This window comes from Enterobacter sp. Crenshaw, assembly GCF_024734705.1.
GTDB lineage: Bacteria > Pseudomonadota > Gammaproteobacteria > Enterobacterales > Enterobacteriaceae > Enterobacter > Enterobacter asburiae_B.
In genome coordinates, this window is record NZ_CP102932.1 from 40,081 (window position 1) to 56,552 (window position 16,472).

Sequence of the window (16,472 nt, forward strand, 5' to 3'; positions counted from 1 at the left end):
TGACTCAATTGCTGGCGGTCTCGGCGGCGCCGACGGTTGCCTGGGCCTTCTGCTCTTCGTTTTTGATGAGCGTACGCTCATAGGCGCGCAGGAACGGCAGGTACATCAGCGCGGACATCACCATACAGACCAGGCACATCACCACCGGGCTCAGCGCCCAGTTTGCCGCCCACGAGGCGCCAATCGGTGCAGGGGTGGTCCACGGGGTTAACGAGACGACCTGCGCCAACCAGCCGAGTTTGGTTGCCGCGTACGCCAGGCAGGCGTTGACCAGCGGAACGAACACGAACGGGATAAACAGCATCGGGTTCATGATGATCGGCGCGCCGAACAGAATCGGTTCGTTGATGTTGAAGAAGCTTGGCACCACGCCCATTTTGCCGATGGTGCGCAGGTGGGTAACGCGGCTGCGCAGCAGCAGGAACGCCAGCGGCAGCGTGGAGCCTACGCCGCCAATCAGCAGGTAGTGATCCCAGAAGCCCTGGAGGTAAACGTGCGGCAGTGCCGCGCCGGCCGCCAGCGCCGCCTGATTTGCGGAGAGGTTCGCCATCCAGAACGGGTTCATGATGCCGGTGACGATCAGCGAGCCGTGAATACCGGCGAACCAGAAGATCTGACACAGCAGCACGGAGAGCAGAATGGCGGGCAGGGAGTCAGACGCGGACACCAGCGGCTCCAGCAGGTGCATGATCGCCTGCGGTATGATCATTCCGGTCTGCGCTTCGATGAACAGGTTCAGCGGGTGCAGCGTGCCGATCACCACCATCACCGGGATCAGGATTTCAAACGAGCGCGCCACGCCGGTTGGTACTTCCTTCGGCAGGCGAATGGTCACGTTGTTCTGCTTCAGCCACGCGTAAACGCGGGTGGCGTAAATGGCGGTGATCAGCGCGGTGAAGATGCCCTGACCGGAGAGATACTGGGTCGAAATTTTGCCGTCGGCATAGGGTGCGGCGACCAGCAGGAAGGCCATAAAGGCCAGCAGGCCGGACATCACCGGGTCGAGGTTGAACTGACGCCCCAGGCTCGCCCCAATTCCCACCGAAATGAAGAAGGTCATCACGCCCATGCTGAGGTTAAACGGCAGCATCAGCTGTTCGCGATAGGTCTGGGAGAAATCCAGCCAGCCGCGGGCAAAGCTGTTGGTGGTATCCGCCGAGAAAGGCGGGAAGATGAACACCAGCATAAACGAGCCGATGATCATAAACGGCAGCGCGGCGGTAAAGCCGTCGCGGATGGCAATCACATACTTTTGCTGGCCCAGCTTTGCGGCCAGCGGGGTAATTGACTGCTCAATCACCGCGACCATGGATTGATATAACGAACTCATGTGAACACCTTTTAGTGTGCCGCTTCGATGAGCGACAGAGCATAGTCCAGTACTTTATCGCCACGCTGCATGCCGTAGTCCATCATATCGATGGGCTGCACCGGAATGCCTTTCGTAGCCGCCTTGTCTGAGAGTGTCTTTAACATGTATTTCACTTGCGGTCCGAGAAGGACAACCTGGTATTGCGGAAACTGCGTATCAAATTCGGAAACACCGTACGCATCAATCTTCACCGGCAAACCACGTTCTTTCGCGACATCGACCATTTTGCTGACCAACAGGCTGGTGGACATCCCGGCAGAGCAGCACAGCATAATCTTGAACATCGACAACCATCCTCTAAATGTAAAAAGTTATTGCGAGGTTGATTGGACATTATACGGAAACCGGTTTCCATTCATAAAAGACAGAAGTGTGACAACCATCAAGATCCCTTACTTATGAGGCTAATTAACCGGATGTAGGTCACATAATTTGGCTGTTTTGACATCATTTTGAGTGGAAACGGAAAATCGGTTTCCATGGAAAACGGAAACGGATATACTCCGTTCTGGCTATAATGTGAGCCGAAGCGGTGATGGAATTTGCAGGCGCGAGGTAAGCCTGCCAGGGGAAAGAGATGTCGACAATCAATGATGTATCACGTCTTGCCGGGGTGTCTAAAGCCACGGTATCGCGAGTGTTGAGCGGGTCGCGTGGCGTTAAGGAAGCCAGCCGTCAGGCCGTTCTGAAGGCCGTGGATGAGCTGAACTATCGTCCCAACGTGATTGCCCAGTCGCTGCTGAGCCAGTCGACGGGCTGCATTGGAGTCATTTGCGCGCAGGAAAATATTAACCAGACCACCGGTTATCTCTACGCGCTGGAAAAACAGCTCAGCCAGCATCAAAAACACCTCCTGCTGCGCTTCGCGCACAGCAAAGCGGAAGTGATGCACGCCCTTGAAGAACTCTCCTGCGGGCTTTGCGATGATATCCTGGTGATTGGCGCCCGTTTCCCGCTGGACGTGGAGATGGACAACGTCATTCTGGTGGACTGCATGGAGTCTGATAACTCCAACTGCATCCAGTTCGATCACGCCTTTGCCGCCGAAACCGCCTGTAACTACCTCACCAGCCAGGGGCGTCGCCAGATTGCGCTGATCCACCCCCACGGCAGCGGTTTTGCCGACCAGGTGCTGCTTGGCTACAAGCACGCGCTGGAGAAAAATTTCCTGCCCTTTAATCGCAGCCTGGTCTTTATGGACGCGACTTCTTCATCCGTTGCGCTGCAGGAGCTGCTTAACAACGCCAGCACCCTGAATTTCAACGCGCTGCTGGTGGCGGACGAGCAGGAAGCCCAGCGGGTGATCCCGCAGCTGCAGGCGTTTAATAAATCGGTGCCGGACGACATCATGGTCTTCAGCCTGGCCGGATCGCTGCACCTGCCGGGCATTCCGGTGATCCCAGCAATTGAATATTCCATGGACGCGATGGCGGCGCGCATTGTGAGCTGGCTGACGGAGAAAACGCAGATGCTCGGGTCCTATGTTCTGCGCGGGGATCTCATCATTCCGGATATGCGGAAGCGTTAAACATGTTGTGTAGGCCGGGTAAGGCGCAGCCGCCACCCGGCGAGAAGCACGTTTCCAGCTCTCAATAATCTTCCATACAATCCACCTGACCAATCGCTCCCCAGTAGGCATCCAGGTTGTCGCGCTTCACGGCGGTGATGGCATTTTTAATCAGCAGCTGATTGGCCTCGGACGACAAAATCATCTCCTGCCAGGCTTTATCGCTCTGCTTTTTCTGTGGCGTACAGGTTTTCTTAATATCTTTAAGGACCTGCTGCTTTATTTGCGCCTCTTTCGCGGGGTCATCCTTTTCCTGAGCATGGACAAACGCGGCGAAGAGCAGACAAACCAGCAGGCAGACCAGGTGCGCAGCTTTCATCAACAACCCCCTTTAGAAGTCACATGCTTCCCATGAAATATATCGTTACATTCAGTGTAGCGACGCCAGCCGAAAGTATGAATTTTCTCTTCACCGCCTGTCATGAACTTCCCGGCAAGCGCTACTGAAGACCGCCCCCCAGCGACTGCCACAGCGTGATGCGGTTTTCCAGGTCGGTTTGCTGCAGCGCGATCAGCGATTCCTGCGCCGACCACAGCGACCGCTGCGCGGTCAGTACCGTCAGATAATCCCCCGCGCCCGCCTTATAGCTGCGCGTTGCCACGTCCAGCGTTTTTTGCTCCGCCGCGACGTATTCGCGCTGGGCGTCGAGCTGCTCGCTCAGGGTTTCACGCCGCGCCAGCGCGTCGGCCACGTCCTTAAACGCGCTCTGGATGGCTTTCTCGTAGGTGGCGATCAGCCCCTTCTTCTCCGCTTCCGCGTAGCGCAGCTGCGCCAGGTTGTTTCCGCCGCTAAACAGCGGCAGGGTGATGGACGGCGCAAACGACCAAACCTTCATCCCGTGGCTGAACAGGGAGGAGAGCGAGTCGCTGCCGACGCCCGCGCTGGCGGTGAGTGAAATGGTCGGGAAGAAGTTGGCGCGCGCCGCGCCGATGTTGGCGTTGGCGCTCAGCAGGTTATGCTCGGCCTCCTGAATGTCCGGGCGGCGCAGCAGAGCGCTGGAGCTGACGCCCGCCGGGATCAGCGTGATGGCGTTGTCGCTCAGGCTCTCCAGCGTGCCGGGCAGTAGGTTGTCCGGCACCGTATCGCCCGCCAGCAGATTGAGGGCATTTTTGTCCTGCATCACCAAAGTCCGATAGCTCGCGACGCTGGCGCGCGCCTGCTGATACACCGCCATTGCCGAGCTGACATCCGTGGCGGCCGCCACGCCAACGTCCTGCTGGCGCTTCACAATCTTCAGCGAATTCGCCGCGCTCTCCATCGTGGATTTCGCCAGCGCCAGGTTGCTGTTATCCGCCGCCAGCGTCACCCAGGCCGTGGTCAGCTCGCTGACCATCGTCAGGCGCGTGTTCTGCGCGGTGAACTCGCTGGCAAGCCAGGTTTCACGCGCGGCGCGGGAGAGGCTCTGGTTGCGGCCAAACAGATCCAGCTCGAAGCTGGAGACCGCGCCGTTGGCTTCATCGCTTGTCGCGACGCCGCTTGCCAGCGTGCGGCTGCGGGTGTGGCTCAGCTCCGCGTCCACCGTCGGGAACAGGGACGAGCGCGTTTCACCGTACTGGGCGCGGGCGGCGTCGATATCAGCAATCGCTTTTTGCACGTCGCGGTTGCTGTTAAGCGCCATCGTCACCACGCTTTTCAGCCGCGCATCGTTCATCACCTGCTGCCACTGGCTCACCACGGCGGTGGCTTCGCCGTGCGCGCCGGGCAAGGTTGCCGGGACGGGTGCGTCCGGGCGTTGCCAGGTTGGATCTAACGACACACAGCCCGCGCTCAGCAGGGCTAACGCTAAAATAGATACACGAAACATTATGACCTCCGGTTTGCGTGCTTACCGGAGAACAGACGTTTCACCAGTACAAAGAATAAGGGGACGAAGAAGATCGCCAGCAGCGTCGCGGCCAGCGTTCCGCCGATAATGCCGGTACCAATTGCCACGCGGCTGTTGGCGCCTGCACCGGTTGCCACGGCCAGCGGCGTAACCCCTGCGATAAACGCCAGCGAGGTCATGATGATCGGCCGCAGACGCGTCTGGGCGGCACGCAGTGCGGCGCGCGTCAGAGAGTACCCTTCAGCGACTTTGGCTTCGGCAAACTCGACAATCAGGATGGCGTTCTTCGACGACAGGCCGATGGTGGTGAGCAGCGCCACCTGGAAATAGACGTCGTTGTTCAGGCCGCGCAGGGAGGCGGCGACGGCCGCGCCCAGCACGCCAAGCGGGATCACCAGGATGACCGAAATCGGCACCGACCAGCTCTCATACAGCGCCGCCAGGCACAGGAACACGACGAGGATGGAGAGGGCATACAGGCTCATCGCCTGACCGCTCGCCAGTTTTTCCTGCAACGACAAACCGCTCCACGCCCAGGTGCTGCCGGACGGCAGGCTGTTTGCCAGCTGCTCCATTTTGCTCATCGCCGTGCCGGAGCTGGCGCCGCTGGCGTTTTCGCCCTGTATCTCATACGCCGCCGAGCCGTTGTAGCGCACCAGGCTTTCCGGGCCGTACTCCCAGCGGGTGGTGGCGAAGGCGGAGAACGGCGTCATGGTGCTGTCGCTGCCGCGCACAAACCATTTGTTGAGATCCGACGGTACGGCGCGGGTGTCGCTGTCGCCCTGGATGTAGACCTTTTTCACGCGGCCGCGATCGATAAAATCGTTCACGTAGGTCCCGCCCCAGGCGCTGGAGAGGGTGTCGGTAACGTCACTCAGGGACAGCCCCAGCGACACGGCCTTGTTGTTATCGATATCCACCTGAAGCTGCGGCATCTGCGGCAGATCGTTGGCGCGCACGGCGTGCAGCGAGCTGTCCTGATTGGCCTCGCCAATCAGCTGGTTACGCAGCTTCAGCAGCGCGTCGCGGTCGGTGCCGCCGCTGGCCATCAGCTCAAAGGTAAAGCCGTTGCTCTGGCCCAGACCGTCCACCGCCGGCGGCGTCATGGCAAAGATGGTCGCATCGCGGATGGTGCTCAGCTCCTGCGTGGCGCGCAGGGCAATGGCCTGTGCGGTGTTTGCATCGCCTTTACGTTCGGACCAGTTTTTCAGGGAGACAAACGCCATCCCGGCGTTCTGGCCGCTGCCGCTAAAGCTGAAGCCTTCAATGGTGAAGATAACGTTGGTGTTGGCTTTCTCTTTCGTGAGGAACCACTCGCGCACCTGGCGGCTGACTTCGGCGGTACGTACCGTCGTTGCGCCCGCTGGCAGGGTGTACTGCACCATGATTTCGCCCTGATCTTCCGTTGGCAGGAAGCTGCCCGGCAGCTTAAGCATGGCGAAGCCCATCGCGCCGCAGAGCAGGGCATAGATAACCAGCATGCCGCCGGAACGGCGCAGGGCGCGCAGCACCTTGTTCTGATAGCCGCGCTCGGTCCTGCTGTAGAAGCGGTTAAACGCGCCGAAGAAGCCCTTTTTGTGCGGCGCCGTGTGGCTCAGAATCGAGCCGCAGAGCGCGGGCGTCAGGGTCAACGCCACCACCACGGAGAGGAACATTGCCGAAATGATGGTGACCGAGAACTGACGGTAAATCACCCCGGTGGAGCCGCCGAAGAAGGCCATCGGCAGGAATACGGCAGAAAGCACCAGCGCAATGGCAACCAGCGCGCCGGAGATTTCGCCCATCGATTTTTCGGTGGCTTCCCGCGCGGGCAGGCCTTCGTCGCGCATAATACGCTCGACGTTTTCCACCACCACGATGGCGTCATCCACCAAAAGCCCGATCGCCAGCACCATTGCAAACAGCGTCAGGGTATTGATGGAGTAGCCGAACAGCGCCAGCACGCCAAACGTGCCCAGCAGAACCACCGGTACCGCCAGCGCCGGGATCAGCGTCGCGCGGATGTTTTGCAGGAACAGGTACATCACCACCACCACGAGGATAATGGCTTCGAACAGGGTCTGAATCACGTCCTCAACGGAGATCTTGATGAACTCGGTGCTGTCTTTCGGGTAGGCCACGTCGTAGCCTTCCGGCATCGACTTTTTGAACTCGGCGATTTTATCTTTCACCGCCGTGGCGGTGTTGAGCGCGTTCGCGCCCGGTGAAAGCATCACCGCCATACCCGCCGCCGGGTGGCCGTTGAGCTTCGCGGTGGCGGTATAATCTTCGCTGCCCATCTCCACGCGGGCGACGTCGCTGATGCGCACGATAGCGCCGCTGGACTGGCTCTTCACGATGATGTTTTTAAACTGATCGACCGTCTGCAGGCGCGACTGGGCGCGGACGGTGGCGGTGAGTTGCTGGGCGTTTGACGAGGGCAGCGCGCCGATTTTACCGGCGGAAACCTGCACGTTCTGCGCTTCAATCGCGCTCTGCACGTCGGACGGCATCAGCGAGTAGGACGCCAGCTTCGCCGGGTCAAGCCAGATGCGCATCGCGTATTCCGCCCCGAACACCTGCAGGCTACCGACGCCCTCCACGCGCGCCAGCGGGTCCTGCATATTGCTCACCAGCCAGTCGGCGATATCCGAGCTGCTGGCGGCGTCGGTTTTGTCGTACACGCCCATGATCAGCAGGAAGTTGCTCTGCGATTTCTCGACGGTAATGCCGGACTGCTGCACCTCGGTCGGCAGGCGCGATTCCGCCTGCTGAACTTTGTTCTGCACTTGCACCTGGGCGGTGTCCGGGTCGGTTCCCTGCTCGAAGGTGACGGTAATGCTCACCGACCCGTCCGAGCTGCTGGTGGAGGTGAAGTAGAGCAGGTTATCCAGGCCGGTCAGCTGCTGCTCGATCACCTGCGTCACGCTGTTTTCCAGCGTCTGCGCGGAGGCACCGGTGTAGGTGGCGGAGATTTTGATCGACGGCGGGGCGACGTCCGGGTACTGAGCGACCGGCAGCGTGCGGATCGCCAGCATCCCGGCGAGCATGATAAGAATGGCGATAACCCAGGCAAAGACCGGGCGACGCACGAAGAAGCGGGAAAACATCAGGCTTTTCCTCCCGCAGCTTTCATCTCTTCGGCCTTCACTTCCTGCCCGGCGGTCACTTTGTCGGTACCTTCCACAATCAGCCTGTCGCCCGCCTTGAGGCCGCTCAGCACCAGCCATTTGTCGCCGTAGGTGTCGCCCGTCTCCAGCTGACGCTGCTCGACCTTATTGCTGGCATTCACCACCAGCGCGGTGGCGGTGCCTTTGGCATCGCGGGTGATGCCCTGCTGCGGGGCGAGGATCGCGTCGTTCATGATGCCTTCATCCACCCTGGCGCGAACGAACATCCCCGGCAGGAGCTGGTGCTGCGGGTTCGGGAAGACGGCGCGCAGCGTGACCGAGCCGGTTGATTCATCCACCGCCACTTCGGTTAACGCCAGACGGCCTTTCTCGCCGTAGGTGCTGCCGTCTTCAAGGATTAGCGACACGCTTAGCGTATCGCTATTGGTGGCAAGGGTTTGCCTGCGTAAACGCAGCAGATCGGCGCTGGAACGCGTGAGATCGACGTACATGCTGTCCAGTCCGCGAACGGTGGCGAGCGCGGTATCCTGCTGCGCGGTCACCAGCGCGCCGGGCGTGACGGAGGAGATGCCGATGCGTCCGGCAATCGGCGCGGTAACGGTGGTCCAGTTGAGGTTAATGCGCGCGCTCTCCTGCGCGGCCTTCTTTGACTCGACGCTGGCCTTGTCCTGCGCGCAGGTGGACTTCGCGTCCTCTGCGTCCTGGCGCGACACGCCGTCGTCTTTCACCAGCTGCGCATAGCGCTGGGCCTTCTGGCAGTCGGCCGCTACCAGCGCCTGAGCCTGCTTCAGCGCCGCGGCGGCTTCATCAAACGCCGCGCGGTAGCTGGAAGGGTCAATTTGATACAGCGCCTGCCCGGCTTTCACGGTATCGCCTTCGGTGAACAGCCGCTTCTGGATAATGCCGCCCACCTGCGGGCGCACTTCGGCGCTCATGGCGGCGGTGGTGCGCCCGGTCAGCTCGCTGACAACGGACACCGGCTGGCTCATGAGGGTGACAATCCCCACATCCGGAAGAGGACGCTGGGGAGCAGATGTTTGCGCATTATCGCACCCGGTCAGGAGAAATAATGCTGCGATGGAGGTTGTTATGTTTTTCATAATCTTTTTCCAGGGTGAACGACACCAGCCCCGTTAATGGCTTAACGGGGAGGAGGGCTATTTAAAGGCACAGCGATACCGCATCTCTGGCTGAGCCAGAAATGTAAAAAAGGGGAATTACTTATTCCCGCTAATTATTCATATGCGATTACTTCGCAGAGAAAAGCATATTTAAAATATCCTGATAAAGGGGTTCTAATTGTTCTGACGGGACTTTTAAGGGGGTTAATCGACGATAAATCGTCCCCTCAATCATCACGGCGGTAATCTCCACGCAGCAGCGAATATGCTCGTCGCTCAGGTGGGGAAACTGCTTTTTCAGGTGCGCGCAGGCGTTGGCGAACATGCGCGATTCGGCTTCGATCAGCATCGTCGCCACCTGCGGATTACGCGTGGCCTCAGCGGACATTTCCAGCATCAGCGCATCATCATCTTCGTTGAGGGTCTGTCGCCAGGCGAGCGCCTGCGGCATCCCTTCCACCAGGGTTTTACCCTGCATCTCCTCAATGCGCGAGTCGATGATGCGGCGGATCATCTCTTCGATAATCGCGTCTTTGTTGCTGAAATAACGGTAAATTTGCCCGACGCTGAGCTTCGCCTCGCTGGCGATCTGCGACATGCTGGCGGCGTGAAATCCGCTGGCGCGAAAGCAACGACGCGCGGCGGTGATGATTTCGTCCTGACGTTGTTTTTGTCGTTCTTCCAGTTTCGTACTCATCGTCGGCTACCGTGTAAAAGTGAGAATGATCGTTCTCAGTATACGTTTTGGGTGCGTATTGGAAAGGCCTTTTTTATTTAGATATTGAGGGAATGTTTCCGTATTTAAAAAATGGAGGGAATGAGGAGTTTTTGTGGAGGTTAAGCTGTGAGATATTCAGATTGCATAGAGAATAAGGAGAGAAAAATGCACCTGAGCATAACAAATAATGTAACGCCCGCTGAAAAAGAAGAGTTATTTGTGGGGTTAAGAGCCTATAACGGGCAATTTTTGGATATGGCGACCTTTAGCGGCGACATTGGCGTTTACGTACGAGACGATAAAGGCGTCATGCTCGGCGGGCTAATTGGGGTGCGTAAAGGCGACTGGCTGAATATCGACTATCTCTGGGTCTGCGAGACCGTGCGCGGATCCGGCGTGGGCAGCCAGCTCATCAAAACGGCCGAAGAGGAAGCCAGACGCAAAGGCTGCAAGCACGCGCTGGTCGATACCGCCAGCTTCCAGGCGCGCCCGTTCTATGAAAAACAGGGGTACCAGCTGCAAATGTCTTTGCAGGATTATCCTTATCCGGGCATGCAGCGGCATTATCTGGCGAAAGCGCTTTAAGCCCCGGATCTGTAGGCCGGGTAAGCGCAGCGCCACCCGGCAAAACCCGCATATAACTTATCCTTCTTATTGATTCTTTTTCGGTTTTTATTTCACCGCCTCGTTGTCGATATAGTCACTACAACATTTAGCAAAAGGAACTGTCTTGTGAAACGTCGATTGGGTGCTCTGGTACTTGCTGGCCTGCTGCTGGCAGGGTGCGATCAAAGTGGCAGCGATGCCAAACACATTAAAGTGGGCGTCATCAACGGCGCTGAACAGGACGTGGCGGAAGTCGCCAAAAAGGTGGCAAAAGAGAAATATGGCCTGGACGTGGAGCTGGTCGGCTTCAGCGGCTCGCTGTTGCCCAACGATGCCACCAACCAGGGAGAACTGGATGCCAACGTCTTCCAGCATCGCCCGTTCCTCGCTGAGGATAACAAGGCGCATAACTACAAGCTGGTGGCCGTGGCGAACACCTTTGTTTTTCCGATGGCCGGCTATTCCCGCAAAATCAAATCCGTCTCTGACCTGAAGGATGGGGCGACGATTGCCATTCCAAACGACCCGACCAACCTTGGCCGCGCGCTGTTGCTGCTGCAAAAGGAGAAGCTCATTACCCTGAAGCCGGGCACCGGGCTGCTGCCGACGGCGCTGGATATTACCGCCAACCCTAAACAGCTGAAAATTATGGAGCTAGAAGGGGCGCAGCTGCCGCGCGTGCTGGACGACCCGAAAGTGGATGTCGCCATCATCAGCACTACCTATATTCAGCAAACCGGGCTGTCGCCGGTGCATGACAGCGTCTTTATTGAAGACAAAAACTCGCCGTACGTGAACATCGTGGTGACGCGCGAAGACAACAAAGACGCGGAGAACGTGAAGGAATTTATCCAGTCGTATCAGTCGCCTGAGGTAGCGAAAGCGGCGGAGACGATCTTTAACGGCGGGGCGGTGCCGGGCTGGTAAACGATCTGACGGAAAACGGGTTGCTTAAATTGGCCCGATTCCATCGGTAATCGCCCTTTAACCCACTGCGGCAAGTGCGACGGCTGGCTATCCTCCTTATCACACCCACCGGAGGATAGCCCATGAACATTACCCACATTCGCAACGCCACCCAGCTGATTTCCTACGCCGGAAAACGTCTTTTAATCGACCCTATGCTGGCCCCGAAGGGGGCTTATCCGGGCTTTCCCGGCACGGCGTATGCCGAACGCCGTAACCCGACGGTCGAACTCCCCGTTGACGTCAACACGCTGCTGGACGCCGACGCGGTGATCGTCACCCATACTCATGACGATCACTGGGATCTCACTGCGGCGGAGCTGATCGCCAAAGACAAACCGATCTACGTGCAAAACGATCGTGACGCCGCGCTGCTGCGCAGCCAGGGATTCAGCAACCTGACGGTCATGACCGACGCGACCTTCTTCGGCGATATTCAGATTACGAAAACCCACGGCGGGCAGCACGGCACCGATCGCGCTTACGCCGTGCCCGAGCTGGCGGAGCGTCTGGGTGAGGCCTGCGGCGTGGTGCTGCGTCATCCCGATGAGAAGACGCTCTATCTTGCCGGGGATACCGTCTGGCGTGACGAGGTGGCGGCCGATCTGCAAAAGCACCAGCCGGACGTGGTGGTGCTGAACGCGGGCTATGCCCACGTTATTGGTTTTGGGCCCATTATTATGGGGCAGGAGGACGTGCTCAACGTTCATTTCCTGCTGCCGCAGGCCAGCATTGTGGCGATCCATATGGAGGCGATTAACCACTGCCTGTTGACCCGCAGCGCGCTGCGTGAGTACGTTGAAGCCAATCAGGTGAGTGACGCAGTGAGCATTCCCCAGGATGGCGAAACCGTTATATTCTGAGCGCGTTAAGGGGAAAGGAGGATCTGATGTCGCTAATCAACGTCGCGATTGTCGCGGTAGACGGGTTCAGCCCGTTCCACTACTCCGTTCCCTGCATTCTGTTTGGCGATTCGGTCTCCGGCGAAAAGCGCTTTAACGTGACGATCTGCGCCGAAACGCCGGGTTTTCTCACCTCAAAAGACGGATTTGCCCTCAACGCCACGCAGGATTTTACCGCCCTTGGTCAGGCCGATATTGTCGTCGTTCCCTACTGGCAGCACGTTCTTGAACGCCCGCCCCAGACGCTGCTCGACAGCCTGGTGCAGGCGAGAGACAACGGCGCGGAAATCGTCGGGCTGTGTCTGGGGTCGTTTGTGCTGGCCTGGGCGGGGCTCCTCGACGGCAAACGTGCGGCCACCCACTGGGAGTTCGAACATCAGTTCCAGTCGCTCTTCCCGCACGTTCAGCTGGATATCAATGCGCTCTACGTGGATGACGGCAATATCATCACCTCCGCCGGAACCGCGGCGGCGCTGGACTGCTGCCTGTATATCATTCGTCAGCGCTTTGGCAGCGTGGTCGCCAACCAGATTGCCCGTCGGATGATTGTTCCGCCCCACCGCGAGGGCGGTCAGGCGCAGTTCATCGCCCAGCCGGTACCCAAAGATACCCGCGACGGACGCATTAACTGCCTGATCGACTACCTGCAGCGGCACATCACCGAACCGCATAGCCTGGACTCACTGGCGGAGGTGGTTTCGATGAGCCGCCGCACCCTGACCCGTCATTTTATTCAAGCCACGGGGATGAGCGTCGCCGACTGGCTTACCGCCGAACGCCTGCGGCGCAGCCAGCTCCTGCTTGAAGCCGGAAATATGCCGATTGAGCGCGTGGCCGAACTGGTGGGATTTAATTCCGCCGTCACCTGGCGACAGCAGTTTAAGGCGCGTTTTGGGGTGAGCCCTGCGGAATGGAGAAAAACATTCCGTCTTCACAGCTAGTGTATTACGGCTAACTCAAGATTTAAGGGGTAGTTAAATCACTTCTTATTTTTTCTTAATCCACCTCTCATTTTTCTGAAAAAATATTTTATTTGCTTCGCCTTAACGCAAATTAGATATACTCGCATTAAGAATGCTCTTATATTTCGAAAATATTAATTGCGAATAAATTTTGTGGCATGGATGAATAGCAATAAAATAGAAAGAAGAATAATTTCATTAGCAAATTATATTATTTTTATCTTATCGGGTGCGCTTTTTTCAGCAAGCATTAACGCTGCGCCCTTGTCGCCAGCCGATCGCGATACTATTCAGCAGCAACAGCAGCAGCTTTTATTACAGAACCAGCAACAGCGTGAAGAGCTGGAGCGGAGTATTCCTCGCCCGGCGCCTGACAGGCCTCTGCCTGCAGCCGGCACCGGGCCCTGCTTCACCATTGATACCATTACCCTTTCCGGCACGACCCTCATTTCCCCGAAAACGCAGCAGGCCCTGGTTGCGCCGTGGCAGGGCCGGTGTCTGGATATGGCGAAAATAACGGAGCTTCTCGCCCGTATTTCTGACTGGTATATCAGCCGGGGATATATCACCAGCCGCGCCTTTCTTACCGAGCAGGATCTCTCCGGCGGCCAGCTGAATATTGTGGTGCTGGAAGGACGGCTGGAAGCGATCCGTCTGGAAGGTGAAACGCCGCGCATGCTGAAAATGGCGTTTCCGGGACGGACAGGCGGCATCCTTAATTTACGCGATATCGAACAGGGGATGGAGCAAATTAACCGTTTGCGCGCCGAACCGGTTCAGATTGAAATTCTGCCGGGAACGCAGGCCGGATATTCCATCGTTAATCTCACGGGCAAGCCGGAATTTCCGTTAAGTGCATCCGTGAGCCTGGATAATAGCGGCCAGAAGAGCACCGGTGAAAACCAGCTTAACGGCGTGCTCACCGCCAATAATATGCTGGGGCTGGCGGATAAATGGTTTGTCAGCGGCGGGCGCAGCAGCGATTTTGCCAGCGCGTACGATGCGCAGAATTTCCAGGCGGGCGTCAGCGTGCCGTCTGGCTACGGACTGCTGGACTACAGCTACGCCTGGAGTAACTACCGGACCACCATCAGTAACCAGGGCTTCAACTGGCTCTCCACGGGCGATACGAAAACCCACCGCCTTAACGCGTCCTGGGTGGTTTTCCGCAACGGGGATGTCAAAACCGGCATTGCGGCGGGCGTGGTCCAGCGCTCCAGCCGCAACTGGCTCAACGACGCGCCGCTTAAGAGCAGCACGCGCAACCTTTCCAGCCTGGTCCTGGGAATTACCCACACGCAAAAAATGCTGGGCGGCGTGGCGACCTTCAACCCGACCTGGAGCCACGGCATGCCGTGGTTCAATGCCGAAACCGATGAAAATAAATCCGGGGATATGCCGCGGGCGGAATTCCGTAAATGGAGCCTGAACGCCAGCTTCCAGCGTCCTGTTGCCCGTAACGCGTGGTGGCTGACCAGCGCCTACGGCCAGTGGTCGCCCGACCGGCTGTACGGCGCCGAGCGCCTGACGCTCGGCGGGGAAAGCTCCGTGCGCGGTTTTAAAGAGCAGTACCTGTCCGGGGACAACGGCGGCTACTGGCGTAACGAGCTGGGGTATTCCCTCTTCACCCTCCCGGTGATTGGCGCGGTAAGCGCAACGGTCGCCGTTGACGGCGGCTGGCTGGAAAAAGACCGTCAGGACCGCTTTGCCTCCGGCACGCTGTGGGGCGGTTCGGTGGGGCTGAGCAGCGCAGGACGCGGGTACAGCAGCCAGATTTCGGTCGGCACGCCCCTGCGCTACCCCGACTGGCTCGGCCCGGATCATGTGAGCGTTAACTGGCGCATTGCCTTCATGCTTTAAGAGACTCTACGACTATGGATACCCGTCACCCACCCGTTCGTTTCTCGCAGCGTCTGATCAGCTGGATTGTCTGCGGCCTGATGGTCTGGCAGCCGGTGGCACCCGCCGTCGCGGCGGCGCTCACGCCGGCCGGGCAGACCACGGTCGACCGGGCCGGGAACGGGGTGCCGGTCGTCAACATTGCCACCCCGAACGGGGCGGGCATCTCGCATAACCAGTTCGGTGAATATAACGTCGGCAACGAGGGGCTTATCCTCAATAACGGCACGGACCGTTTAACCCAAACCCAGCTGGGCGGGCTTATCCAGAACAACCCCAACCTGCAGGCCGGGCGGGAAGCGAAAGGCATCATCAACGAAGTCACGGGCGCCAGCCGCTCGCAGCTGCAGGGCTACACGGAAGTCGCCGGTAAGGCGGCAAACGTCATGGTGGCCAACCCGTACGGCATTACCTGTAACGGGTGCGGATTTATCAACACCCCGAACGTCACCCTGACCACCGGCAAGCCGCAGTTTGACGCCAGCGGTAACCTGCTGGCGCTGGAGGTAACGAAAGGGGCCATCACGGTTGAAGGCCAGGGGCTGGACGCCAGCAAGAGCGACGCGCTGTCGATTATTGCGCGCGCGACGGAAGTGAACGCCGCGATACATGCGAACGACCTGACGGTGACCGCAGGGGCGAACCGCGTGGGCGCCGACGGCAGCGTCAGGCCGGTTGCCGGCGAGGGCGCCGCGCCCGTGGTGGCGGTGGATACCGGCGCGCTCGGCGGGATGTATGCGAACCGTATCCGCCTGGTCTCCAGCGAGGCGGGCGTCGGGGTGAACCTCGGCAACCTCACCGCGCGCCAGGGCGACATTCAGCTGGATGCGGGCGGGAAACTGACGGTCAGGAACAGCCTCGCCAGCGGCTCGATTAGCGCGAAGGGCGCGGGGGTGGCCCTCAGCGGCAGCCATCAGGCCGGGGGCGCGCTGAACGTGGCCAGCTCGCAGGATGTGGAGCTCAGTAACAGCACGCTCGCCAGCCAGGGCGACATGCGCCTTTCCGCGGCGGGGAAAGTGCAGATGACGGGCGGCGGGACAAACAGCGCGGGCGCGCTGGCGGTCAGCAGCGGGCAGGCGATGACGCTCAGCAATACCTCCCTTATCTCCCGCGGCGCGGCGACGCTGAACAGTCAGGACACCCTTACCGTCAACGGTGGCGGCGTGTCGGCACAGGGCGGGGCGCTGACCGTCGCGGGCGGGCAGGGAGTGGCACTTTCGGATGCCACGCTGACGGGCCAGGGCGACACCACGCTGTCCACCGGCGGCAGCCTGACGCAGCGCGGCGGCAGCGTCACCGGCAGGGGCGAGCTCAGCGTGGCGGCCGGGAAGGATATCACCCTGACGAATACCCGCAGCGGAAGCGATACCCGCGCGACGCTCAGCAGCGGCGGCACGCTGTCATCCACGGGCAGTGCGGTCTC

General features: G+C 59.3%; 13 protein-coding genes and 1 pseudogene. 7 read left to right on the forward strand and 7 right to left on the reverse strand.

What is annotated here, in order from left to right; translation table 11 throughout:
- Positions 1–4: 4 nt before the first annotated feature.
- A complete protein-coding gene (locus NWV12_RS00195) occupies positions 5–1,330 on the reverse strand; it encodes a PTS sugar transporter subunit IIC (protein WP_023309840.1) in 1,326 nt (441 codons plus the stop codon).
- An 11-nt stretch (positions 1,331–1,341) separates the two neighbouring features.
- On the reverse strand, positions 1,342–1,656 hold the full coding sequence (locus tag NWV12_RS00200) for a PTS sugar transporter subunit IIB (RefSeq protein ID WP_039260376.1): 315 nt from the start codon (positions 1,654–1,656) through the stop codon (positions 1,342–1,344).
- A 293-nt stretch (positions 1,657–1,949) separates the two neighbouring features.
- On the opposite strand from NWV12_RS00200, the gene NWV12_RS00205 reads away from it, so the two are divergent.
- Complete coding sequence (locus NWV12_RS00205) at positions 1,950–2,900, forward strand: LacI family DNA-binding transcriptional regulator (protein ID WP_048981412.1); 951 nt, start codon at positions 1,950–1,952, stop codon at positions 2,898–2,900.
- Positions 2,901–2,961: 61 nt separating this feature from the next.
- Here the strand turns inward: NWV12_RS00205 and NWV12_RS00210 are convergent, their stop codons facing one another.
- From NWV12_RS00210 to NWV12_RS00230, 5 genes are all read right to left on the reverse strand, one after another.
- Positions 2,962–3,258 carry a YicS family protein gene (locus tag NWV12_RS00210; RefSeq protein WP_023309843.1) on the reverse strand — a complete coding sequence of 99 codons (297 nt, stop codon included), beginning with the start codon at positions 3,256–3,258 and terminating at the stop codon, positions 2,962–2,964.
- Between the two features lie 121 nt (positions 3,259–3,379).
- Positions 3,380–4,744 carry an efflux transporter outer membrane subunit gene (locus NWV12_RS00215; protein ID WP_048981413.1) on the reverse strand — a complete coding sequence of 455 codons (1,365 nt, stop codon included), beginning with the start codon at positions 4,742–4,744 and terminating at the stop codon, positions 3,380–3,382.
- Entirely contained in the window at positions 4,744–7,854 is a 3,111-nt protein-coding gene (locus NWV12_RS00220) for an efflux RND transporter permease subunit (RefSeq protein WP_048981414.1), read from the reverse strand. Before NWV12_RS00220 ends, NWV12_RS00215 begins: the two co-directional genes overlap by 1 nt.
- The gene (locus tag NWV12_RS00225; protein WP_048981415.1) at positions 7,854–8,975 is read right to left on the reverse strand and encodes an efflux RND transporter periplasmic adaptor subunit; all 1,122 of its coding nucleotides are present in this window, start codon (positions 8,973–8,975) and stop codon (positions 7,854–7,856) included. The genes NWV12_RS00220 and NWV12_RS00225 overlap by 1 nt, the downstream gene beginning before the upstream one ends.
- A 148-nt stretch (positions 8,976–9,123) precedes the next feature.
- Positions 9,124–9,693 carry a TetR/AcrR family transcriptional regulator gene (locus NWV12_RS00230; protein ID WP_033144322.1) on the reverse strand — a complete coding sequence of 190 codons (570 nt, stop codon included), beginning with the start codon at positions 9,691–9,693 and terminating at the stop codon, positions 9,124–9,126.
- A 186-nt stretch (positions 9,694–9,879) separates the two neighbouring features.
- Here NWV12_RS00230 and NWV12_RS00235 point away from each other — a divergent pair, with 186 nt between their 5' ends.
- The 6 genes and pseudogenes from NWV12_RS00235 to NWV12_RS22095 all read left to right on the forward strand — a co-directional run.
- Positions 9,880–10,299 (forward strand): GNAT family N-acetyltransferase, encoded by a 420-nt coding sequence (locus NWV12_RS00235; protein WP_048981416.1) that lies wholly within the window; start codon positions 9,880–9,882, stop codon positions 10,297–10,299.
- Positions 10,300–10,446: 147 nt separating this feature from the next.
- Positions 10,447–11,247 (forward strand): lipoprotein NlpA, encoded by an 801-nt coding sequence (gene nlpA / locus NWV12_RS00240; RefSeq protein ID WP_048981417.1) that lies wholly within the window; start codon positions 10,447–10,449, stop codon positions 11,245–11,247.
- Between the two features lie 122 nt (positions 11,248–11,369).
- Complete coding sequence (locus NWV12_RS00245) at positions 11,370–12,149, forward strand: MBL fold metallo-hydrolase (RefSeq protein ID WP_048981418.1); 780 nt, start codon at positions 11,370–11,372, stop codon at positions 12,147–12,149.
- 26 nt (positions 12,150–12,175) lie between these two features.
- Positions 12,176–13,129, forward strand: coding sequence for a GlxA family transcriptional regulator (locus NWV12_RS00250; protein WP_048981419.1), 954 nt, complete (start codon positions 12,176–12,178; stop codon positions 13,127–13,129).
- A gap of 183 nt (positions 13,130–13,312) precedes the next feature.
- Positions 13,313–15,010 (forward strand): ShlB/FhaC/HecB family hemolysin secretion/activation protein, encoded by a 1,698-nt coding sequence (locus tag NWV12_RS00255; protein WP_069303455.1) that lies wholly within the window; start codon positions 13,313–13,315, stop codon positions 15,008–15,010.
- A gap of 80 nt (positions 15,011–15,090) precedes the next feature.
- Positions 15,091–15,834, forward strand: a pseudogene (locus tag NWV12_RS22095) (filamentous hemagglutinin N-terminal domain-containing protein); the annotation flags it as partial.
- Between the last annotated feature and the right edge of the window lie 638 nt (positions 15,835–16,472).

Bases quoted from the DNA above. Each gene is read 5' to 3' on its own strand.
- NWV12_RS00195 (WP_023309840.1), bottom strand. From the start codon at position 1,330: ATGAGTTCGTTATATCAATCCATGGTCGCGGTGATTGAGCAGTCAATT.
- NWV12_RS00200 (WP_039260376.1), bottom strand. From the start codon at position 1,656: ATGTTCAAGATTATGCTGTGCTGCTCTGCCGGGATGTCCACCAGCCTG.
- NWV12_RS00205 (WP_048981412.1), top strand. From the start codon at position 1,950: ATGTCGACAATCAATGATGTATCACGTCTTGCCGGGGTGTCTAAAGCC.
- NWV12_RS00210 (WP_023309843.1), bottom strand. From the start codon at position 3,258: ATGAAAGCTGCGCACCTGGTCTGCCTGCTGGTTTGTCTGCTCTTCGCC.
- NWV12_RS00215 (WP_048981413.1), bottom strand. From the start codon at position 4,744: ATGTTTCGTGTATCTATTTTAGCGTTAGCCCTGCTGAGCGCGGGCTGT.
- NWV12_RS00220 (WP_048981414.1), bottom strand. From the start codon at position 7,854: ATGTTTTCCCGCTTCTTCGTGCGTCGCCCGGTCTTTGCCTGGGTTATC.
- NWV12_RS00225 (WP_048981415.1), bottom strand. From the start codon at position 8,975: ATGAAAAACATAACAACCTCCATCGCAGCATTATTTCTCCTGACCGGG.
- NWV12_RS00230 (WP_033144322.1), bottom strand. From the start codon at position 9,693: ATGAGTACGAAACTGGAAGAACGACAAAAACAACGTCAGGACGAAATC.
- NWV12_RS00235 (WP_048981416.1), top strand. From the start codon at position 9,880: ATGCACCTGAGCATAACAAATAATGTAACGCCCGCTGAAAAAGAAGAG.
- NWV12_RS00245 (WP_048981418.1), top strand. From the start codon at position 11,370: ATGAACATTACCCACATTCGCAACGCCACCCAGCTGATTTCCTACGCC.
- NWV12_RS00250 (WP_048981419.1), top strand. From the start codon at position 12,176: ATGTCGCTAATCAACGTCGCGATTGTCGCGGTAGACGGGTTCAGCCCG.
- NWV12_RS00255 (WP_069303455.1), top strand. From the start codon at position 13,313: ATGAATAGCAATAAAATAGAAAGAAGAATAATTTCATTAGCAAATTAT.